General features: G+C 38.1%; 17 protein-coding genes and 2 tRNA genes. 12 read left to right on the top strand and 7 right to left on the bottom strand.

What is annotated here, in order from left to right; all coding sequences use genetic code 11:
• Window positions 1-796: 796 nt before the first annotated feature.
• From PGN18_RS07660 to PGN18_RS07685, 6 genes are all read left to right on the top strand, one after another.
• Window positions 797-2,194 carry an IS4 family transposase gene (locus tag PGN18_RS07660; RefSeq protein WP_335318695.1) on the top strand — a complete coding sequence of 466 codons (1,398 nt, stop codon included), beginning with the start codon at window positions 797-799 and terminating at the stop codon, window positions 2,192-2,194.
• Window positions 2,195-2,506: 312 nt separating this feature from the next.
• Window positions 2,507-3,580, top strand: a complete 1,074-nt coding sequence (gene prfA / locus PGN18_RS07665) for a peptide chain release factor 1 (protein WP_335318855.1) — start codon at window positions 2,507-2,509, stop codon at window positions 3,578-3,580.
• 103 nt (window positions 3,581-3,683) lie between these two features.
• A tRNA-Asp gene (locus PGN18_RS07670) sits at window positions 3,684-3,757 on the top strand.
• Window positions 3,758-4,127: 370 nt separating this feature from the next.
• Window positions 4,128-4,340 (top strand): TIGR04139 family peptide modification target, encoded by a 213-nt coding sequence (locus PGN18_RS07675; RefSeq protein WP_335318856.1) that lies wholly within the window; start codon window positions 4,128-4,130, stop codon window positions 4,338-4,340.
• A 515-nt stretch (window positions 4,341-4,855) separates the two neighbouring features.
• Entirely contained in the window at window positions 4,856-5,977 is a 1,122-nt protein-coding gene (locus tag PGN18_RS07680; RefSeq protein WP_335318857.1) for a DUF4932 domain-containing protein, read from the top strand.
• A 275-nt stretch (window positions 5,978-6,252) separates the two neighbouring features.
• A tRNA-Asp gene (locus tag PGN18_RS07685) sits at window positions 6,253-6,326 on the top strand.
• A gap of 139 nt (window positions 6,327-6,465) precedes the next feature.
• Here PGN18_RS07685 and PGN18_RS07690 read toward each other — a convergent pair.
• Entirely contained in the window at window positions 6,466-6,648 is a 183-nt protein-coding gene (locus PGN18_RS07690; RefSeq protein WP_335318858.1) for a hypothetical protein, read from the bottom strand.
• Between the two features lie 357 nt (window positions 6,649-7,005).
• On the opposite strand from PGN18_RS07690, the gene PGN18_RS07695 reads away from it, so the two are divergent.
• The 4 genes from PGN18_RS07695 (at window position 7,006) to PGN18_RS07710 (ending at window position 13,030) form a co-directional block, all read left to right on the top strand.
• On the top strand, window positions 7,006-9,912 hold the full coding sequence (locus tag PGN18_RS07695; RefSeq protein ID WP_335318859.1) for an HsdM family class I SAM-dependent methyltransferase: 2,907 nt from the start codon (window positions 7,006-7,008) through the stop codon (window positions 9,910-9,912).
• The gene (locus PGN18_RS07700) at window positions 9,912-10,565 is read left to right on the top strand and encodes a hypothetical protein (RefSeq protein WP_335318860.1); all 654 of its coding nucleotides are present in this window, start codon (window positions 9,912-9,914) and stop codon (window positions 10,563-10,565) included. The genes PGN18_RS07695 and PGN18_RS07700 overlap by 1 nt, the downstream gene beginning before the upstream one ends.
• A gap of 425 nt (window positions 10,566-10,990) precedes the next feature.
• Window positions 10,991-11,971, top strand: a complete 981-nt coding sequence (locus PGN18_RS07705) for a hypothetical protein (RefSeq protein ID WP_335318861.1) — start codon at window positions 10,991-10,993, stop codon at window positions 11,969-11,971.
• Window positions 11,972-12,166: 195 nt separating this feature from the next.
• Window positions 12,167-13,030 carry a DNA-methyltransferase gene (locus PGN18_RS07710; RefSeq protein WP_335318862.1) on the top strand — a complete coding sequence of 288 codons (864 nt, stop codon included), beginning with the start codon at window positions 12,167-12,169 and terminating at the stop codon, window positions 13,028-13,030.
• Window positions 13,031-13,216: 186 nt separating this feature from the next.
• Here PGN18_RS07710 and PGN18_RS07715 read toward each other — a convergent pair whose 3' ends face one another.
• Both PGN18_RS07715 and PGN18_RS07720 read right to left on the bottom strand, forming a co-directional pair.
• The gene (locus PGN18_RS07715) at window positions 13,217-13,741 is read right to left on the bottom strand and encodes a hypothetical protein (protein ID WP_335318863.1); all 525 of its coding nucleotides are present in this window, start codon (window positions 13,739-13,741) and stop codon (window positions 13,217-13,219) included.
• Between the two features lie 120 nt (window positions 13,742-13,861).
• Window positions 13,862-14,623 (bottom strand): glycoside hydrolase family 11 protein, encoded by a 762-nt coding sequence (locus tag PGN18_RS07720; protein ID WP_335318864.1) that lies wholly within the window; start codon window positions 14,621-14,623, stop codon window positions 13,862-13,864.
• A 455-nt stretch (window positions 14,624-15,078) separates the two neighbouring features.
• Between PGN18_RS07720 and PGN18_RS07725 the strand changes: the two genes are divergently transcribed.
• A complete protein-coding gene (locus PGN18_RS07725; protein ID WP_335318866.1) occupies window positions 15,079-15,498 on the top strand; it encodes a hypothetical protein in 420 nt (139 codons plus the stop codon).
• A gap of 524 nt (window positions 15,499-16,022) precedes the next feature.
• Here PGN18_RS07725 and PGN18_RS07730 read toward each other — a convergent pair.
• Together PGN18_RS07730 and PGN18_RS07735 are read right to left on the bottom strand one after the other, a co-directional pair.
• Entirely contained in the window at window positions 16,023-17,162 is a 1,140-nt protein-coding gene (locus PGN18_RS07730; RefSeq protein WP_335318867.1) for a hypothetical protein, read from the bottom strand.
• 18 nt (window positions 17,163-17,180) lie between these two features.
• Window positions 17,181-18,074: a TssN family type VI secretion system protein gene (locus PGN18_RS07735; protein WP_335318868.1), complete on the bottom strand. Its 894-nt coding sequence runs from the start codon at window positions 18,072-18,074 to the stop codon at window positions 17,181-17,183.
• Between the two features lie 117 nt (window positions 18,075-18,191).
• Here PGN18_RS07735 and PGN18_RS07740 point away from each other — a divergent pair, with 117 nt between their 5' ends.
• Window positions 18,192-19,130 carry a type VI secretion system baseplate subunit TssG gene (locus tag PGN18_RS07740; protein WP_335318870.1) on the top strand — a complete coding sequence of 313 codons (939 nt, stop codon included), beginning with the start codon at window positions 18,192-18,194 and terminating at the stop codon, window positions 19,128-19,130.
• Between the two features lie 177 nt (window positions 19,131-19,307).
• Here PGN18_RS07740 and PGN18_RS07745 read toward each other — a convergent pair whose 3' ends face one another.
• Together PGN18_RS07745 and PGN18_RS07750 are read right to left on the bottom strand one after the other, a co-directional pair.
• Window positions 19,308-21,173: a hypothetical protein gene (locus PGN18_RS07745; RefSeq protein ID WP_335318871.1), complete on the bottom strand. Its 1,866-nt coding sequence runs from the start codon at window positions 21,171-21,173 to the stop codon at window positions 19,308-19,310.
• A gap of 27 nt (window positions 21,174-21,200) precedes the next feature.
• Entirely contained in the window at window positions 21,201-21,635 is a 435-nt protein-coding gene (locus PGN18_RS07750; protein ID WP_335318873.1) for a GPW/gp25 family protein, read from the bottom strand.
• Window positions 21,636-21,738: the final 103 nt, after the last annotated feature.

The raw sequence follows: 21,738 nt of genomic DNA on the forward strand, positions 1-21,738 counted from the left end.
GAGCGAAGTCTGTTTTTTATTGTTTTTTACGCTTTTTATCCTAGAAAAGCACCACCCGCTGTTCCTAAAACCGATAGAACGGAAAGCCCGGAGCGCAGCGAGGACTTGAAGGGATAGCGGGGCTGCTGGCCGCCATAGTAGTGGAACTGCTCATTTCCAAATCCTTTCCTAAAAGTAAATCTATTGTTTAACTATATTTCATGTCTGTTTTTTCGGAAAGCAATGTCTGTAACTTTTTTTAATGCTCGTCGGGCTTTTCGTTATAGTCGCGATGAAAAATCCTACGGAGACAATTAATGATAATATTTTACCGCTCTATGCCGCGGTGGCATGGTACTTTGTCGCGCCAAAGTACCCAAAGCGCTTCGTCAATCCGACAATGAGCCTTTTGCACAATCCAAAGCGCATCAAAAAACAGCTGCACTAGTTTTGTGTTCAATATTTTTTTAAAAAAGTTTAATCATCTTTATGAACACAAAACCACTGCGTTTCAGGTTTGTTGGTGCTAATTTACCTGAACTGCAACTGTTTTTTTGATTTCCCTGGCTCTTGGGATTGACAGCGTTCTTAGTTAAAATCCTTGCTTTATTAAAGCTAGTTAGCAAAGCGCCTAAACTATTGTAAAAAAAATGTGTCTACAAAGTAGGATGAAAATCTTGAGCTATTAATAATCCTGTTTAGTAGGTCAGCACTGATATTTAAGGTTTTATTATTTCCAAAATGCACTATCTTTTGTTCCTAAACCCCCGCCTGCAACGGCTACTATTAGGACACAAATAAAAAATATCTTTGCAGAATGGATCGCATAGGACATAAACCAGATTTTGATGGGCTTTTGGGAGATAAACGATTAGAGCGTCGAGCAGAGCTGATATCTTCATCCCTACTTCAAAGCAGGAGCTCCAGCATTCATTCAGCTACAAAAAATGAAGCAGAACAGAGAGGTTTTTATCGTTTTCTGGGCAATGAGGCTGTTAATGAGTCCGTTTTGATTAAAGAGATGATACAGCGGTGTGTTAAAAACACAATGGGTAAAGATGTATTGGTAATTCAGGATACCAGTTCCTTCGGGCTAAGCAAAAATGCCAATAACATTAAACCTGGAAGTGGACTTGGTTTGGTTGGAAATAAAACAGGTTTAGGATTTCTTTCCCATGTGAGTTTGGTACTTGATGCCGGTAGTGAAGACATATTGGGCTATTGCGACCTCCAGTTATGGCACAGAACCAGGGACAAGTCGAATAATACCACCAAGGTTTACAAAACAGAAGCGATTGAAGAAAAGGAATCTTATAAATGGATTAAAGCGGGCAAGAAAACCAAAGATGTTTTATCACAGGCAGCCCATGTTACCATTATCCAGGATAGAGAGGGCGATATCTATGAGCAGTTCTGTTTAGTTCCAGATTCCCGTACCAGTTTGATCATCCGGAGCAGGGATAACCGAAGACTGGCTGATGGTTCCAAATTACATTCGGTATTGAGGAACGCCCCAGTTCTGGGCGGATACCTACTAACCTTACCGGCCGACCTGCGCAAAGATAAAACCAAAAGAGTCGTGGAAATGGAGGTAAGGTGTCAAAAGGTAAGTATCAAAAAGCCAAGGAACGGAGTTGGCAAAGAGATAGCTGAAGAAAAAGAACTATATGCTATAGAAGCAAGGGAAAAGAATAATGACACCAAAGATGGCGTGTGCTGGAGGCTGCTCACAGACCAGCCCACCTTAAGCTTAGAGGAAGCCCTGAAGATAGTTTGTCGGTATACACAGCGATGGTATATCGAGCAACTGTTCCGCATACTAAAAAAACAAGGTTTTCAGATAGAAGAGAGCCAGTTGGAAACAGGATGGGCAATTAGAAAACTATTTTTGATGGTATTAAATGCAGCACTGAGGGTGATGCAGCTTTATCTGGCCTATGGCAAAGAGGACTGTCAAGAGCTTAAGGAAGTGTTTGATCAACAGGAAATTGATTGTCTGGAAGCTATTGAGAAAAATCATCTGCCAAAAACACCGAAAACGATTAATCCATACCGAAAAGACAAACTCTCCTGGGCAAGTTGGATTATCGCAAGACTTGGGGGATGGAAAGGAAATGTTAGATCCCAACCAGCAGGACCCATTATAATAAAAAGAGGATTGGATAAATTTGAAGATATCTATCAAGGCTGGAAACTTGCGGCATTTAAAACTTAAGATGTGTCCTAATAGTAGCTGCAACGGGCAGGCGATAAAACGGAAAGCCCGGAGCGCAGCGAGGACTTGAAGAGATAGCGGGGCCGCTGGCAGCCATAGGAGTGGAACTGCTCATTTCCAAAACCCTTTGATAATAAAACAATTTTCCTTTTTGTTCATTACTTGGCTTCATGCCTTCACAATTAACCTATTTGAACAGTTAACCAATTAACCATTCTCTCCAAACAAACTAATTCATCTTTTTTCCTTATTTTTGCGTTTCCTGAATTTTTTGGCCTTTGCCAACCATCAGGAATTTCAACAAGAATAAATATGTTAGATAAATTAGAAGCTATAAAGCTGCGTTGGGAAGATGTGGAAGAATCGTTGAGCAATCCGGATGTGATTCAGGATATGAAACGTTTTGCGGCTTTAAATAAAGAATATAAAGACTTGGGCAAGATTGTAGATGAATATAAAATCTACAAGAATGTGATGAGTAATATTGATGCCAATAAAGAGATATTAGCTACTGAAAAAGATCCTGAAATGCGCGAAATGGCAAAAGAGGAACTTGATCTGCTGTTGAAACAACAGGAAGAAATGGAAAGTAATATCCGTTTGATGTTAATTCCTAAAGATCCGGAAGATGCTAAAAATGCGGTTTTTGAGATCCGTGGTGGTACGGGTGGCGATGAAGCAGCTTTATTTGCAGGCGATTTGTACCGAATGTATACCCGTTATTTTGAAACAAAAGGCTGGAATGTTGAGGTGGTTGATGTAACAGAAGGTACTGCCGGGGGTTACAAAGAGGTCATTTTAAAGGTGAGCGGTGAAGATGTTTATGGTCAGTTAAAATACGAAAGTGGTGTACACCGCGTGCAACGTGTGCCTGATACGGAGACCCAGGGCCGTGTGCATACATCAGCTGCATCAGTAGCCGTTTTACCGGAAGCAGAAGAAATTGACCTTTATATTAATCCTGCCGATATCGAATTGCAGACCTCGCGCTCAGGTGGTGCTGGTGGGCAGAATGTAAATAAGGTGGAAACCAAGGTGCAGTTAACGCATAAACCATCAGGTATTGTAGTAGTTTGCCAACGTGAGCGTTCGCAATTGGGTAACCGTATTATTGCGATGGAGATGTTACGGAGTAAGCTTTACGATATTGAATTGCAAAAAAAGAATGGTGATATTGCTGCTAAACGTAAAACAATGGTGTCAACCGGAGATCGTTCGGCCAAGATCAGAACTTATAATTATCCTCAGGGCCGTGTTACCGAACACCGTATTGGCTTAACCATGTATAACCTGCCAGCGATTATGGATGGCGACATACAGGAAATTATTGATGCACTTCAATTTGCAGAAAATGCAGAGAAGATGCAGGAAGGTGCTGTTGGTTAATGAGTTAAATATTTTTGAAAAAAAAATTTGCGAATTAAGATATAGTCTCTATATTTGCAACCTCGAAAGAGATAAGAGGTTCTGACTTTAAAGAAGAACAAAAGGAGTGGTAGTTCAGCTGGTTAGAATGCCTGCCTGTCACGCAGGAGGTCGCGGGTTCGAGTCCCGTCCATTCCGCAAAAAAGCCTTAACTTGAAAAAGTTGAGGCTTTTTCGTTTTTACGCTTGTGGTATCGCAAACTGTACATTCCACTTTATCATCTGTTCTTGATGTTTTGTCGTATCCTTAGCATATTTATTGGTAAACGTTACGAATATTTATTGAAACCCAACAAATATCAAACGTGCCTTGTGCTACCAGAAGTTTATATTCAACTTTAAAATAAATTATTATGGTAGTACTAGCAAATTAAATTTATACCATAGTGTTTAGCTATTTATATTAATACTTTTTGTAGACGTATAAACTGATGTTTTTATAATGGCACCTAAACCTAAACGCCAGGGTAAGTTGGCGCTTATTAATCAAATATTAAACTTTAAAGAAAATGATAAAGTTAAAAGGGATGCAAAAAAGCTTGTCCTCGTTGGAAAACAAGAAGTTAAGTTCAGAAAGTTCTAAGGCTGTATTAGGTGGTTTAGCTGGGGGGCCTAAGTATATCGTTTCTAATCTTAAAGATGAAAACGGATGTCCATTGGTAGATTACTATTATGATGGCAAATGGTGTGCTAGATTTAGTGATTGTAAAAACGAATACTAATAATAACCTATTCAGGAAGTAAAAACTTAAGTTAGCGGGTTTTTCAGTTTGCAAAACGGAAAACTCGCTAACTTAAGTCTATCAGCGGTGAAGAATCGGTAATAAGATCTGATAACAGCTGCACGGCATGCTGTTTTGAATCAATATCTAAACGTGCCAGATCATGCCGGATAATACCTTTGAACTAATTTGATTTATGTCTAAATCATACTGCTTGATTAAACAGAAAGTCCAAACACCTGGCTGCGCTCAAAGAGTTAAAAAAACTTATTAATTACTTAAGTTATGCACTGAGTATTCAACTTGGCTTATTCCATTTAAGCTCAGTCTGACCTTTTCATTTTATAATGATTAATGTCATAGCTATAAATTGCATAGTGTGTATGTAATGAATGGGGTTGTGTTCCGTTCATTCCGGCGAAAAAAAGCTAAAAGGTAAGAAAGTGCAGATACCTCAACTTTAGGGGCCGATTTTTTATATTTGCATATCAATCACAATTACGCCATAAAAACTAGTGAAAAAAAATACTGTTCTACTTCTGCTACTTATAATAGGATTATTTCGCGCCAATGCGCAGGAGAAAGCAAGCTTTGACAAAGCTTTTCAAAAGGCAAATAACGGTAAATCTCGCATAGAGATACCTCCTCTTAAAGAGCTGCTGCATATTATGCTGGCCATTACCAAAACTGGGCTTAACAATGATGATATGGTGAATCAAAGTGGCACCTATTATCAGGATGTACTTAAACATTTTAAGCCGTATGCAAACGAGCCCATCATAAAAACCTTTGATTCATTGCTAAATGTTTCGCTATACAATTATATTTTCATCTCTGGGAATGCGATGTCTTATGATTTTTCGGGAGCTAAATTAAAACGCAACCCGAACTATATTTTTCCGGCGAGGGGCGTAGCTAACATGGTGATCGAAACCAATCCGCTGGATACCTACAGAAAAGATATAGAAGCGTTCGCGAACAAATCGCGATTCTCGAACTTTTATAGTCAGCACAAGCCATATTATACCCAGATAATTGAAGATTATAAGTCTGGCGCAGACCTGGAAAAACAGTGGAAATGGCTCGAAAAGAACTTTAAAACCAGCATCAATAGCTACCTGATCCTGTGCTCGCCTCTCATTAACGGGCTTAATTACACTACTGAATTTAAAGATAATGGCTTTAGGCAGATCGTTATGGTGCTTCCTATGCTTGATCATGACCCTAAACTTTCGGTTATTCAAAATGAGCTTTTTAATACAAGGGTAATGTTTTCGGAAATAGACCATAACTATGTTAGTGCGCCATCAGATGCCAATAAGACCGCTATAGATAGTGTATTTAAGAAAAGGGCAACCTGGGTGAATGAGAAAGCCGATGGTATTTATGCTTATCCGAATCCTATCAAGGTCTTCAACGAGTACATGACCTTTGGTGCTTTTTTGATCTATTGCCAGGATAATTATAATAAAGCAATTTATGCCGAAACCCGTAGTAATGTGATCAGTTTGATGACTGCACGTGGCTTCATGAAAATGGAGTTATTTATATCGTGTTTAGAGCAGGCAAGAATGGCAGCTCCTGATAACAAGATCGACGATTTGTATCCAAAACTACTGGAATTATTAGACAAGTAGCTGAATGCGTATACTATGCTTAGTAATAGTGATAAGGGCCACATCTTATCAAATTGAAAAATGATTACGTACTTAATGATTAAGTGAGCTGTTATGAAAGAAAGTTAAGGCTTTTTGTTTTTGTAGCAGGTACAATTAAATATATGTAATGAGGTTCAGGGTGTTACAAGCTTATTGCTCAGAAAATTTGGGTATTATGGTGATAAACTGAATATAGTGTCTATATTTGCAATCCCGAAAAGGGAAAGAGGTTCGAACTTTAAAGAAGAGCAGAAGGAGTGGTAGTTCAGCTGGTTAGAATGCCTGCCTGTCACGCAGGAGGTCGCGGGTTCGAGTCCCGTCCATTCCGCAAGAACACAAAATGCAACCTGCTAAATTATTGATTTTTAGCAGGTTGTTTTGTTTAAAGTTTTCTTTCTTCTGTGTTTTTTATTGCCAGTAAGTCTGTAAAGTATTGTATTGCTGGTAATTACGGGTTCGAGCCACGTTTATTGGGCTTCGTTATCACGCTCCCTGTTTTGTTCATTAGCCTGTCTTATAGAAATATCGACTATTATTCTTGCGATTAAATTCAGGAAAGCTAATTCTGCATCGCTAAATTCCCGTTCGTTAGCGCTTTCTTGATTAACCTCATTTGCTGTTCTGATTCTTTTTGCTTTTCTTTTTTTCATGATCTAAATTGATTAGGATTAATGCAACATGACAGATGTAGGCTCAATAAAAAAAGTAAAATCTTATGCAATAAGCGAATTGAGGCTTCTTAAGTAGTCACTGTAGAATTCGTAGCCAAAACCCTATGACCTTACACTAATAGAGTTTTCGGCATTTTTTATTAACATAGCTTCTAAATTATCACAATTAAAAGGTCCATTGGATATAATTCGATAGCTTAGCTGTTTAGATTTATGGATATTTTTTAGTATAATGCTAATAATATTAGTAATTTTGAAGAGCGAAAGCATATTATGGAATTGACTTTTTTTGATTATTCGGAATATAACGGGCTTGTCCTTTGTCATCAGATCAGCATGGCAAAGAACGAGGCGGAAGTGTTATATATTCACGAAGCCATCAAAATTGGAATAGACGCAGTACTTTTTCGTCGCTTTTTCCGAACAGAAGGCGACAAACCTTATCGCTCAGAGCCCGCAGTATGTATTTTCAATCGTGATGATTCGTTTTTTGACAGTGCCGAGCATATCAGGTTACATGCAACATTATGGAGCGCGGGTAACAACGAAATATACATCATCAAAGGTCAGACTAAGATATTTGTAATCAATAGTCGCCTACCGGCCGAACCGAACGAAAAAAATGAACTTAGTGTAAAGTCGATATGCCTGGTCAACCAAGCCTTGAAGGATTATGACCATGCAAGGTTCGCGGCAAATTTATTCAATTCCGGAACTTTCTGGGAGCAGCGTGGATTTCAGGAAAAGCTTGATGCCAATAAAAGTCCTTACATTCTACTGCTTGACTATCTGCTTAAAACAAGGAATGGCCTGCTGAAAAGCGACAGCTTGCATCTGACACCAGCCGCTATCGATAAATTGCTGGTTACCTGTATCTTGATTAAGTTTTTGGAAGAAAGGGATGATGACGAAGGTAAACACACGCTCAAAAATATTTATGAGAAATATCAAATTGATAATTTCTCAAATGCTTTGAAAGACGGCTTATTTCTCAAGGTGCTTGCGGATCTATCTTCTGAATTTAATGGAAAGATCTTTGATAAGTTTACCGAGGAAGAAAAATCCAGTTTCCTGACTACCGAATTGTCCCTTTTATCGGGTTTCCTACAGGGTAATCTCGATGTAAGTACCAGGCAATTATTTTTATGGGATCAGTATAATTTCAAATACCTGCCTGCTGAGGTGATCAGTGCCATATATGAGAATTTTATACAGGCTGATGCTCAAAGGCAATCGGGAAAGACCGAAAAGGGGATTGTGTATACCCCCATCCACCTGGTCAATTTTTTGATTGATGAGGTGATGCCGCTTGACAAGTCGCGCGAACTGTTCGCAGACGGAATTTTCAAAATTCTGGATCCTGCATGTGGCTCGGGCGTTTTTTTGGTGGCTGCTTATAAAAGATTGTTACAATGGTGGATCATTAATAACAGTCGTGATGGGGAAATCGTATATCCAACCAGTGTGCAAGCCCTAAAAATACTTGAGGATAATATTTTCGGCGTTGACATTAAGGAGACAGCGACATTGGTAAGTATTTTTGGGCTAACTACAGCATTGATTGATACACTGACGCCAAAAGAGTTATGGAATAATTTAAAATTCAGTGACCTCAGCAACAGAAACATCCAGTCCGATAGTTTTTTTGACTGGTACCTCACCAACAACCTCGATCATAGTTCGTTTGACCTGGTCATCGGGAATCCACCATTTAATCCAATAGCGGGATTAAGTAAGAAAGATGCAGTCACTGATCAGCAGCTGGCCAAGTTTGGTATCAAAAATACAACTGTCCCTGGAAACAACTTTGCATTGAAGTTTTTTGAAGGCTCTTTATTTCTGGGAAAGAACGTATGTATGATAATACCAGCAGCAGTTTTGCTTTACAGCCGCAGTTCAGCTGCATATCGTACTCGTTTGTTTACTAAATTCAATGTATCGCGGATATTCGATTTCACGCATTTGCGCCGAGACTTGTTCCACAAAACAGCAGATACTCCAGTTGTAGCAATCATTGCCGAGAATAAAGAAAGTGAACGCAAGGCGATATCTCACACGGTAGTAAAACGAATGCTTGCCTCAGAGAAGAAAATTGGATTTGAGATCGATTCGTATGATAAACATCTGGTACGTTGGGACTGGGCCGTAGATGAAGCAAAATTCTTTATCTGGAAAGCTAACCTTTTAGGAGGTGGAAGGCTTTTCCATTTCATTTACCGGTTAAGTTTACTACCGACACTCAAAGATTACATCCAAAAAAGGGCAATAGAAAATTCGGAATGGATTTACAGTTCAGGCTATAAGGTAGGTGGTAATACTGAAAAGACGCAGTATGACTTCATCAATCAGGGAAAAAAGATTGACGCTATTGATGAAAACGGATCTTACACTGTAGCTGTTGTAGGAGAAAAAACCGACATGCTGGAATATTCACCACATGAGAGGATATATACTCCGCCGATGCTGGTCATCGATCAAAGGCTGGGCAAGAAGAATATTCCGTTGACCTATATTGACAAGTTTACCTCAGCGAAATTCGCCTACTTCAGTCGGGATTTTGTGGGTATTCACGCGCCTGTTGAAGACAGCTCATACCTGGTAGAGGTTTACAGCGCCATCAAGCAAAATTATAACCAGCTTTACCTGTTTTATACTACGGTTTTGAGCGGAAGCTGTCTGGTGCTCACCGAGACCGAAATCAATAAGCGTGATCTGGATATGCTTCCTTTTCCAGAGGAGAAATCGTTTTTAAAGATGTCGAAAAATGAACAACTCATCTTAGACGATGTGTTAAACTATCAGGTGCAACTAGGTAAAGCCATAAGTAAAAATGCGGGCGGAAGGATTTTCGAGGAGGCAGTAACTAAATCCCAATTGGCAAAATTTGGTCAGCTCTTCTGTGAAAACTTAAATGAATCCTACGCCAGAGACGGTCAAAAGTGGCAGCAAGGTAAAATTGAGAACAATGGAACAAATATTATTTATCAATTTGGGTTTGGGCCTCAACAGATGCTTTCGGAAAATGCTGCCTCGTTGGCAGAAGTTGACTTATCAGCCATAGTCCAGGATAACCAATCCAATAAGGGTGCGGTATTTACAAGAATAACCAGGATTTATCAGCATATCAACGGATTTGATTGCATCTTCATCATCAAGCCCTCAAAAGTTCGGTATTGGCTCAACTCCATTGCAATCAGGGATGCGGATGAAACTATTGTAGACCTTAAAAAAGAGGGGTTCTGATGACTGGTGCTACACAGGGGATCAAAGGTTTTAAAGTGCTACAGCCAAGCCCGGCTGTTGACGATCTCGTGTCCCTTGTCGAAACCCGCCTTCCCCTTTTCACCAGCTCGAACTCATTTGAGAAAATTCTGGTCACTAAAAAAAATGAGACCCAGCATTCAACCGCATTTATCCTTTTTATGATGAAAGATCAGGATAAGTTTACCTTTATGAACGAAACTGGACAAAAGGGATCTTTTACAATTGATATTGGAGTTTACGAACGTGCCACGGATGAACTTATTTTCACGATAGAAGCAAAGGTTCTGCCTACACCAAAAGGCACAAAAGCCAACCCGCGATCTGAAAGTGAATATGTATTTTCACAGCCCGGACACCGTGGGGCAGGACTGGAACGCTTTAAAGCGGGTAATCACGGACTGAATAATGCCATGGAGCCCTTACCGATAAATGGAATGATTGCCTATGTCAAGGATAGCGACTTTAGCAGCTGGCTTATAACGATAAATGGCTGGATTAAACGAGTTGCCTGGGATGCATCGGAGGAATTGCAGCAAAGCTACATTAACGACACTGCTAAATTTATCTCAGAGCATTTGAGGGCAGATGGTACACAGTTGACCATCCATCATTTTTGGGTAAAGGTTACATAAATACTGGGTGATAAGAATTTGTTGACAATAAATTTGATCAACAAATTGATGCCAGCACAATCTTTTATCTTGAGAAAATCAAATAGATAGGCTGTCAAAAAATGTTAAAAGTGGTATTAAAGGTTCGAGCTTGACCCCGCCCAGTCCGCGAAAATAGTTTTAAATTTAGCTAAAGCCTGTAAATTAAATGTTTACAGGCTTTTTCGTTTTCTGAAAATACCAAATTGTTCATTTTACCGCAAGAAAATAATGAGCAAATCGATAACATTAATCCACATGAATGCTTACTGATTATGGCTTAAGCATAAAGTGAAACAAAATTGTTAATTCTGTCACTTCTTATAAATTCACCTGAAACGATTTGACAGGTTTTCCTGAAAATACATTTTCAGAGAACGTTGGCCGTTAAAAGGTTGCGATAATGTATGGCTTTATTTGTATATTGTACAAATCAAATACCTCTATATTCGATGTTGAACAATCCTCTGCTTGCTCTTTGCGAGAATAGAAATGTCTTGCCAAAGAATAATGAAAAAAGTGGCTCCCCTGAAGAGTGGTTCAGTAATCACTTATTATCTGCCCATGGCCTGCTAGGAATAAATTTTGACTTCTTTGTTAATTGGTTTTCCAGTCCTAATACTTTATCATCGCCAATCTGGATAAAGCAAGTTTTATCAGTTGATAAAGGTTATCCTGATTTTTTAGATAATGTAAAGCAAAATTTAATAGATCGGTTTGGAGCAGGTTTTATAAAATCACTGTTGAAGTTCTCGATGAACTTTTCATTGAAATCATCTTTTATCATATTAGATGACCACCAGGATTGGAGCAATGCTGGTTCGAAGGTATGTATAGTCGATGTCAATGAGGATTTTAGTTTTAATGCCCAATTATTATCAATCGGCAATTTTAAAGCAGCGATACAGACATATTCCGGCGGTCGAGTCTATGTAGGAAGTAAAGGGCTTATTTATGGAACCACGAATCTCGAATGCGAGCTTTCTAAGACAGATAGTGCCTATCCTGGCGATATGGATATGCTATTACTAAATGAGGATGCCGATCCTGTTGCGATTTTCGAATTCAAGAAGCATACCCTTTCCAATGATGTTTCTACCCAAACACTTTCTAATTATTATCCCCACAAAGATGGTAGGAAATATGACAGATTAGCTGTTTTCAGAGAATATATTTTAGAAAAATCCGGATGTAATGTTCCAATGCTCATCTTGTATTATCCTTCCAGTTCAAAAGGAGAATATGGTCGTGTGGAACTAGTTGATGGCACACCAGGAAAACTTACTGTAAAAGCAAGTGGAAAGTTTAAATTACCTATTGATAAATCAAGTGCCGAGTTTGAAAGAATGGCAAATCTGATCCCAAAATTTATAGCACTCAGTAGATAACGCTATAATCTATCGAAGTTTAGTAAATGTTTTTTCGTAAATAGATTAAGTGTAGCAAAAAGCGTTAATTTGCGGGTAATTTTAGCGATCATCAAGTTTAGTCTAAGTGATCTATATTAAATTATTAAAACACCAGTAGAACAGAGGATGAAGTACCGAGGAGGTGATATATATAAAGGAGATTGTCTTGATGTAATGAAACAAATTGACAGTGCTTCTGTCGATATGATTCTATGCGATTTGCCTTATGGCACTACCCGGAATAAGTGGGATAGTGTGATACCACTTGCTGAACTCTGGAAAGAATACCGGAGGATAATAAAACCAAAGGGTGTTATCGTACTTTCATCACAGGGCATTTTTACAGCCAAACTCATCTTAAGTAATGAGGCATGGTTCAAGTATAAATTTGTTTGGATTAAAAGCAAGCCAACAAATTTTTTAAACGCTCGTCGACAACCACTAAGGCAGCATGAAGACATTTGTGTGTTTTATGGAAGTCAACCCAGCTATTATCCGGTAATGTCTCCTGGTGAGCCGTATAACAAGGGGTTAAGAAAGGCGCAATTCACTGGAAGTTATGGTGATTTCAAGCCGGTTCAGGTCAAGAGTGATGGCGAACGTTTCCCTACTGATACTTTATACTGCAAAACTGCTGAAAGCGAGGCGGGTGGCCGGGTGTGGCATCCTACTCAGAAGCCTGTAGCACTAGGGAGGTATTTGATCCGGATGTTTACTAAAGAAGGGGATGTAGTGCTTGATAATGCATTTGGTAGCGGCAGCTTTTTAGTTGCAGCAGCATTGGAGCAACGTCGATTTATCGGAATTGAAAAGAATGAAGAGGTGCATTTATTCAAGGAAAATAGTATAGACTATATTAAAGTTGCTAAAGACCGATTATCCGAAGTTGAGCAAGCTTTCGAAAAGAAGCAACAACCACCTGCGTTATTTTCAGAACTGCAACCTTCATCTGGTACAACACAACTTAATAAAAAAGGCATGGTTGATGTAAATTTGGTGATCAATGATGAACCCAGTATAGTATTAGGAGAAATTTAGCCGCCACTTAGATCGTGAGGCCGTGGGCGATCGATTTGATCAGTCATATAAAATCCTTAAACATTGTTAATTCATTCAATAAAGGATGCAGGCGGTGAAAATCCAAAATAATCTACTTGCTAAAAACGATTATTAGAAATTTGGCAAATACTGCATGTTACGTAATGCAAGACCGTCAAACATCTTTCACTTACTTGCTACTTTCTTTTTTAACAGTTTTTCGTATGCTGCGCTCTCCTGTTTTTCCATAGCATTAGAAATCTTTATGCCGGCTTTCTCAAACTCAACAACTGATCTTTTATCGAAATCTGCGATGTATGATGCAAACGATAACGAATCCTTTTCTTCAGGGATGGCTTTAAAAGGAATGTTCGGTTCTTTAAATCGATGCAAAACGGCTTGCGTGCCATCGTTTCCTTCTAAAAGAACAGAGTCACCATAATTTCTAATCTTTGCTCCATAATCTTTAGTGATGTATTTTAAGGAATCATTTTCTATTTGATAAGGAAGCTTGAACCGGCCAACTTTCTGGTTATAGAAAACTACATATTGAGAATCAATGTCAAATTCGCTGTAGCCATTTGCTGTGGAAAACCGATGCCATTTTCCGATCATTGATTTTTTATTACTATTAATATTGTTAGGTTTTGGCGAATTACAGGCATAAAGGGTTAAGATACAAACAACAAAAAAATAAAGTATAATTCTCATGGTAATCAATTTTATAAAAAATGTTAAAGAATTTTCCATTCAGATAAGTGGGTCAGAAAGTAGCTGTAGAATATACTGCCCAACTTAAGGTCGGGCAGTACGTTGTGTAGTAAACAGTTGTTATTGTGCCCAAATGGAACAGTTAATATTACCGTTTGTATTCGAACCCCATGTTTCCGAAACCATAATTGCAGGAATATTTAACTGGCCAAGGGTATATCCGAAACTTTGCCATTTGTTGTAGTGGTTGGCAAAAGTAATGGTATGATTTTGTCCGGTAGATGTTTTTGTAACCCTCGAGCTATAAATTTGTCTAAAACCGTCGCCTCCATCGATGTTTTTGCCTGTCATCCACCTGGTCCAAACATTATAACCAGCACCATCGGTTTCAAATGTGCCCAGGTAAGTACCGGTATGCGGTGAAACTGAACCCCAGGTTTCATTCACATAATACTCAAAATAAGGACTTCTGCTCCATCCATACCAACCGAAAGTACCACCGCCGGAATTTGAATAAGTACCCAGGTTATATCCGATTTTATAAGTTGGCGACCCTACCGAATAACCTTTGCCACAAGTAAAATTACCGTTAAATCCATTCCAGTTCACACTATAATTTCCACCGCTACCATTGGCATAATTAACGGTGCCGGTTGCGCCATCACTCTTCCAAAGCGACCAGAAGAAGCCGTTATTTGTGCCTGATTGATAAGATTCTACCGTGGCAACAGCTTTGTTAGAAGGAGGTAGAGCAGTTTCTGGCTCCATTTTTTCATCTTTTTTACAGCCTGTTAAAGCTGTAACGCCTGCAAACACTAAGGAGGTGGCTACAACAAAAGTAACGCTCCTGGCTACACTTGTTAGTGAGTTTTGTTTTTTCATAATGAAATATATATTGGTTAGGGAAGCAAAATAAACGCATTGAGGTTCGATAGATAGCTAATAATCAGTAAATTTGTTATACAAATGTTCATACTCTATTTGTATTCTTAGTTTTTCATTGTTGTAGTTTATCTTATTTCTCCCCAATTGTTGTTGTTAATAAAAGCATTAGCAAATGATATCAAAGCCGCTTGTTGATTTAACAGTATTTAAGGATAAGACAAGGATACGTATTGAGATTCTCTCTCCAATTTCAAAGCAATGTAGCTCAATAAAAATCTAAATTCAAAATGTTTTAATAGTCTGTATGCCAGACTTTTATTTATAAACATTAAATGGCAGATTATAAACTAATAATCATTACTATTCTTGATTCTTTGTTAGTATGGCTCATTCATAACTTTCCCTGTAGCGTTTTAACAAGTATTCTCGTTTTTGATTAAAATAAATTGAAAATGAAAAAAATAACGCTTGCATTGTTGATGGGTACTGCCCTATTAACCTGTAAAAAAAATAAAACTGCTTCTGAGTGTGGGGATAAAGTCTGCACCGAGGAATTTGCTTCCGTAATGATCAAATTTGTAGATAATAAAGGTATTGGTGCTGAAGTAAAGGATTTCAATGTAATCAACCAAAGAACAGGAGAGCGGGTAACGGCTAATTCAAGTGTTTACACCAGTACTGCCAAAGGCGTATTTATTGTTGTTGATGACCAAAATAAACTTAACTTATCAGAACAGGGGGATGATTTGAAAATTACGGGTACCTCTGTAGATAACCAGCAAACCAGGTCTGTTGTTGTTAAGGTAAGTGGTGGTAAATGTGCATGTCATGTAGTTAAAATCTCTGGGCCAGATCAAGTTGCTTTCAATTAATATGATTAACGGTATTTTCTAACTAAAATACATCTCCGAGCATCATTGCGAGAGGGCGTTGTTTCTTCTAGCAATGATGCCTTTTTTAAAGTCTGTCAATGGGTGGCCTGTTGAAGAACCAACCTTAAACTTGATCTGGCATTTCAATACTCACCTGTATTTGACAATTACTTGTTAAAATAGTGCTTTAAAGGCGATTGATTTCGCTCTATTCTTCATGCCGAATTATTTTACAAGTAGCACTAGTGTTTTCAATTGCCTTGTAGTTACTGCGTGGTCAGCATCTTTTTAGCATGAAAGACCCTGAAATAAATTACCTTCGGTGAGCTCGCTAAGGCTCGGTTCAGGGTGACGACTTTGAATTGAAACTATCTTACAGGGGCCATTTGAAACTGGATTTTTAGTCGAATTCAGGTTACTATGCAAAATCCAGATAAGTTACCCTTAATTTTAAATCAACAAAAAAGCTGTACCCATTTTTAGTTGGTACAGCTCCATTATAAAATTTACTCCGAGAAATAATTCTAATCCAGTAAGGTCCAGGTTTTTCTGGCTTGTACCTGTTGTACAATCTGCTGTTCGGCAACTACGATATTTTCTTTGCGCTGGCCGATGTATTCTAATCCACTAAGTTTATTCCAAAGGGCGACCAATACATTCATAAATTCGCTAACCATTACCATGCTGTTGTTAATCTGTTTATGATCATACACCAGCTCAATGGTTTTGGCTAAAAGCTCTTCAAAATTTCCTGGCGTAACATCTTTCCACTCGTAAAAATATTTGAGCAATTCTTCCCGTTCACGTGGATCAATCAGTTTGATGGCTGTAAAAAAGATATGTGCGAGACTAGAAAAATAGCCGGTTAAAACAACAGGCGATTCGCGGTGTGCAATGTTTCTGTATTCATAAAATAAGCCGGCAATGTAATCCACAATTTTTTCAGAAATCAAACGGATATTCTTGCCTAACGGCGTAATATTATCACGTCCTCCTGTTTTATCAATAATTTTAAACGCGGCCAGCTGCAAATCATTTAATAAAACACTGAACGATTCGTAGTATCTAATTAATGCCGGATGGCTGGTTATGGTTGAGCTTGGCGGGATATAATTATTGTTGATGGATAATCTTCCGTTCTCATAATAAACCTGACCGATCGTTAAAAAATAACTGTCTGCGGTTTGCGAACGCACTTCGCTTTCTGGCAAAACAGTGATGGAATAACTTTTAGTCAGTTCAGGATAGCGGATTGGACTTTCCTCAGGGTTAGGTGTGCCTGTGGGTACGCGGTTAAACGGACTCACAACCAACAGGATTACATAGTTGCGCGGTTCTGACTGGCCAAAATAATGGTTATGAACCAGTGTATCCATATTGTCAGATTGAGTAATATCGATATGGCAACCTTCAGGCGTAACGGCATTACAATACCTTACCCTGATTTCGATATGATTGGTAGCTTTTTCGATAATTTCAATATCGTGCGAACTTTTATATCCTGCAAATGGAGGCAAAAATCCGTAATTGCTGTTATTGAGCTGTAGTGATACGGCATCTCTCACAAAATCCTGCAAATAGAGATCGCTTACCGTAAAATGATCACTAGACAGCTTCATGCCATTAATCCAGTTGATGGATTTATATTTCAGCGGCTTTATCATGGTAAATGTTTTTATAGATTAGATAAAGATAGCACTTTCTCCAACTTCGTTAGGCTTATTTATGTTTTCTGATACGCGTTTTGCGTAAATGGTCATTTTTTCCGTAATGCCATTTTCAATGATATCCAAATCGGGATCTATGAAGATATTGCGTTTAAAAAAAGAAGTTTTAATAAAGAAAATCCATTTATAATTCTCCTGGTCTTCACTTCTAAATTCTACAGGGCTTTTGGCAAATTTCAGGTTGTAATCGTCAATAAACTTATGAAACCAGATACCAAAGTTCATGTTTTCTACCGCTTTTACCTTAACTTTCAACGGTTCAGGGTCTGTGCTTCTTTTATAGAGTTCTAACTCCAATACTAAAAGCCTGTTGAAATCTACATGATCCATATTAATGTCCAATGGCGTGTCAGGATACTTCCATATTTTGTAAATTTCTGAAGGAATGCTTAACAGTGAAACATAAGCCCACCAAAATAGAAGCGGAACAAAAAAGCAGGCAATGCTGCCCGCGCCAAACCAGCCAAAATTTACCGAACTTAACCAATTAAAGGCAAGTTGATATAAATAAACTGATAAAATGGCCGCAACTAAAGTGGCGAAAAAAATAAATACTTTACGCTCCAGTAAATCTTTTGGGTAATACTTGGTTAGTAAGTAAACAAATACAATGCCCATCAGAACGTAAAAGATACAGCACATAATGTATCCCCAGGGCATAAAATTAAAATTGAGAAAACCCAAAAAACCTGGAATGGCTAAAATAATGCCGATGATCAGAACACTTACAATGAGTTTTTTGTTATTAAGAAACTGGTTCTTTTTGTTGATGATAGAGAGCACTGCCGTTGATACCATAAAGATCAGCGGAAACAGGAGAAAGCGAATAAAAAATGATTTAACGTCCATTAATTTTTATAGATGTGATGTACTACAAATATAGTATCTTTAGTATTTGATATGATTCTTATTTTTTTCGATAATAAAAATTTAATCCTATAACAAAACTGCAAGCTTAAAGTTTACATGAAAAACGAAACTTTTATTAATAACGAACTCTTTACAGATTACAAAGCCGTTGTCCATGCTGCCGATTTGATAGAACGTGATGTTATCGCAGCAGATCGTATCGAAATTATCCCGCTAGGTCCTGATAAACGGGCATTTGCAAAAGATATCGAAAGTACCAGTGTTTATTATTCTGAAAAAAGAAGGCACGACCGTATCCGTATTAACACCAATAGGGAGGGTTTATACGATATGCTGCCCGAGGGGCTTTTCCACCGTCCGCCAACAGGTAGTGCAGGTATGGATGAAGAATCGATGATTAAGGATATTAGAGAGCGTAGAGAAGAAGAAAAGCAGGCCAGGTTATTTTTTACCCCGTTTGATGCCGAAATTAATCATATAAGAATCATGACCGAGCTGTATGAAAATATGCTCGATAAAAAAACAACCTACTCTAATTTAAGCAGGATATTCGAATTTGGATGGGATGAATTTAATCTCCTGAATAAGGAACAGAGTATTATTTGGATGCACCTTTTGCCTGAGATCCAACAAAAAAGGAATGACATCAATTTTGTTTCTAAGGTGCTTACGGCATTGTTTAATTTGCCAGTTGCCATTGTAAATGCTACTGCTCATGTTAGGCCAATAAAAATTGCAGATGATCTACAGGTACAGTTGGGTTCAGGCGCACTGGGTATTGATACCATTATCGGAGATAGTTTTACACCTGAAAACGAATCGTTCAATATTAATATTGGCCCAACTTCTCCTCAAGAGTTGGTCAATTTTATTCCAGGGCAAAAAAACAGGGACATTTTGGATATGGCTATCAGCTATTTATTGCCTGTAGATGCTGATGTTAATGTTGAACTCTTTACCGCACCCGATTTGCAAGAAACGGTATTAAGTGCAGATGGTGAACGTGCCTATTTAGGTTATACAGTTTATCTTTAAAAAATTCCAATGGCGCTGAAGAATAGCCATTTCGAGGTAATGCCATCACATCGAGCTAAGTATCAAGCTAACTGAAAATCTATGCAGGCGGATTGCTCATCCCCTTGATTTTCATCCGATTTTTATCAAATCGAGATAATGATATTTTAATTAGTTCATTTTAATGATGAGCCTGCTTTAGACTATCTTATATAACGCTGGCTTTAACAGTAAGCGATAATGCACATTCATGGTGCTTCTCAAATTTAATTTCGCCAGGGTAAGATTCAAAAGCTCGTCCCAATCCTGTGTACTGAGTGGAAGATTATCTGCAGGTTCGATGATAATATCCGTCGTTTTAATAAAACCTGCATTTGGCTTGTTATCCATAATAATGCCTTTAGCCAGCGTAATACCTTTTAAATTATTGCCCAGTTCATAACGGCAAAAATTAATCACATCCGCTTTGGTGATAATCCGATCTGCCGTGGTCAACCCATATTTATAGGCCTGTACGCTGTTTGTGGCATTTAATTTCGATCGGCCTCCTTTTGTCTGGCTCAACAAAAAGATACTTTCAGCATTTACCTTATTATTATCGTATAGCGCTAACCGGCTGCCTGCATTAATGTGGTTGGCCTCTTCCGCCTGCGTAACCCAGATATCTAAGAATAGAATATCAGCATCGTCAATAGGTTTTAGTACAATATAGCTGGGTAGTTCTTTGATATCTTTTAATGCCGAACGGCTCTTTTGTTCAATAAGTGCTATATTTTGTTCTAAATTTTTAAGAATAGTACTTAAAAAATCGGGACCATAGGCCGAGAATGAAGCTTTCTCATCCCTAAGCAGTTCAAACAGATAATCGACCAGTTCTTTTGCATTTCTGGTATCGAAACGTTCAGTTCCTCCATATCTGATGGAAAAGGAACCATCACCTTTGTCGTTCTCATTCGTGTAAGGAATTTCGTTATAGCTTTTGCCTTTATTATCTTTCAGATTTTCAACCGCCAGCATTTGATCCATCGCTTCCGTTTTGATCGGGATGATATTGTTCATGGTTTTAAGCCGGTGTTTAATCTGGCTTAGCTTTTTATTCACTACCGGAAAAGCATTAATATAGATATGGAGCTCATTCAGCATTTCCTGATTTATGGCTGCGGGGAAAACCACCTTTAACCATTTCACTTTTGGATCAATCTGGTTTAAAGCATTTGGTTGAAAGATGTTTTGGAAAGCAGCTGGTAATTCCTGGCTATCGTCAATATTAAAATCATTAAGATCGCCAAGCGTAATAAACCTGTTGCTGTAAAACTGTAATACATCGGCTTTAATTAGGTTGAGTAACTGCTTGTGATGGAATGGAGCTTCTATTTTACCGGTTAAAGGCTCATCCATAAACCTTTCGGTATAAGCTGTAATTTCATTGTCTTTGTAAAACCATTTACCCAACGATAGCAGGTCGTAAGTGTTTTCAGGGACCGAATAATTTTTCCAATCAAAAAATAAGTTCAGTTTATTAAAATCCATCCAGTTCTTTATACCTGTAAAGCCGATGTACAAGGTGTTCTTCTCTAGCGAAAAACCAGGCAATGTATTGAGCGCTGCCTGTTTACTCATTTGCTCTACATGAAAGAGTGTAGTTCCGGTGGCAATATATTTTATCGCTGCATTTTTAACCTTTACGGTGTGCAAAGGGCTAAAGAAAATATCTGTTTTTTTGGCTTTATCATTTTCCTGCAGGATATTTTTCTTAAAAGCAAATTGGGTATATGGCGAAAGATAGTCCTCCTCTTCAATAGCCCTGGCATGGATAATGGCGTGGGCAGGTAGCGAAGAAGTTAAATGATCGGGTGCCAGGATGCGGCTAATTTTGTCGAAGATCCTATTCTCCAGATTTTTTACATCATTGGACACGTTAAAAAGTTCGTTGCTTAGTGCATCTATTATCAGCTTTACAAGCGGATCAAAATCGTTGCTATCTTTAACATTCCAAAAATCTTCGGCATTTTTTAGAATTCTATTCCTGATTTCATCTTTTGATGAATAAAAAACTGGTTTCATGTGTAGATTATATTGAGCGTTTTAATTTTAGGTTGATAATGGACTAAGAAATAAAGAGGTATTAAAAAAGTATTTTTCCCCTGTGGTTTTTATTAGTGCCCTCACACTAATATCTACTTTTTTTTTGATCTCGGTTATCTTACGTAGCGGATATACGTTTTCAACCTCAGTAATGTGCACCTCCACTGAAGTATTATATATCCTAAACTCATAGTCGGTAATCGATTTTAACAGGGATTTGCGAAATTTTTCCTCCCAGATACTTTCACTTACAATTAATTCAAAATCAAGGTCCCAAATCTCGCAACCAAAATCGTTATGGAACCGATGTTCTCCAAAACGTGTAAAAATAATTAGCTCTATGTGGTTAGAAATCGATTTACCCAGGTCAGTTGGCTGAAGACCGTTACCTGAAAAAATGGACTTAAATCTGAAGGGTTTATGATAAAAGTTTTCAGACATAAACGGTTTTGGCTTAAAGTTTGTTAAAAATAAAAGAAATAAAATCGTTTTTATTACCAAACAACAAATATTGAAAATTGTTATAGTACGGTGATAATTTGAA

Source organism: Pedobacter terrae, assembly GCF_036946585.1.
GTDB lineage: Bacteria > Bacteroidota > Bacteroidia > Sphingobacteriales > Sphingobacteriaceae > Pedobacter > Pedobacter terrae_C.

Coding starts and splice junctions, on each gene's coding strand:
- PGN18_RS07660 (WP_335318695.1), top strand. CDS start 797: ATGGATCGCATAGGACATAAACCAGATTTTGATGGGCTTTTGGGAGAT.
- prfA (WP_335318855.1), top strand. CDS start 2,507: ATGTTAGATAAATTAGAAGCTATAAAGCTGCGTTGGGAAGATGTGGAA.
- PGN18_RS07675 (WP_335318856.1), top strand. CDS start 4,128: ATGATAAAGTTAAAAGGGATGCAAAAAAGCTTGTCCTCGTTGGAAAAC.
- PGN18_RS07690 (WP_335318858.1), bottom strand. CDS start 6,648: ATGAAAAAAAGAAAAGCAAAAAGAATCAGAACAGCAAATGAGGTTAAT.
- PGN18_RS07695 (WP_335318859.1), top strand. CDS start 7,006: ATGGCAAAGAACGAGGCGGAAGTGTTATATATTCACGAAGCCATCAAA.
- PGN18_RS07700 (WP_335318860.1), top strand. CDS start 9,912: ATGACTGGTGCTACACAGGGGATCAAAGGTTTTAAAGTGCTACAGCCA.
- PGN18_RS07705 (WP_335318861.1), top strand. CDS start 10,991: ATGGCTTTATTTGTATATTGTACAAATCAAATACCTCTATATTCGATG.
- PGN18_RS07710 (WP_335318862.1), top strand. CDS start 12,167: ATGAAACAAATTGACAGTGCTTCTGTCGATATGATTCTATGCGATTTG.
- PGN18_RS07715 (WP_335318863.1), bottom strand. CDS start 13,741: ATGAGAATTATACTTTATTTTTTTGTTGTTTGTATCTTAACCCTTTAT.
- PGN18_RS07720 (WP_335318864.1), bottom strand. CDS start 14,623: ATGAAAAAACAAAACTCACTAACAAGTGTAGCCAGGAGCGTTACTTTT.
- PGN18_RS07725 (WP_335318866.1), top strand. CDS start 15,079: ATGAAAAAAATAACGCTTGCATTGTTGATGGGTACTGCCCTATTAACC.
- PGN18_RS07730 (WP_335318867.1), bottom strand. CDS start 17,162: ATGATAAAGCCGCTGAAATATAAATCCATCAACTGGATTAATGGCATG.
- PGN18_RS07735 (WP_335318868.1), bottom strand. CDS start 18,074: ATGGACGTTAAATCATTTTTTATTCGCTTTCTCCTGTTTCCGCTGATC.
- PGN18_RS07740 (WP_335318870.1), top strand. CDS start 18,192: ATGAAAAACGAAACTTTTATTAATAACGAACTCTTTACAGATTACAAA.
- PGN18_RS07745 (WP_335318871.1), bottom strand. CDS start 21,173: ATGAAACCAGTTTTTTATTCATCAAAAGATGAAATCAGGAATAGAATT.
- PGN18_RS07750 (WP_335318873.1), bottom strand. CDS start 21,635: ATGTCTGAAAACTTTTATCATAAACCCTTCAGATTTAAGTCCATTTTT.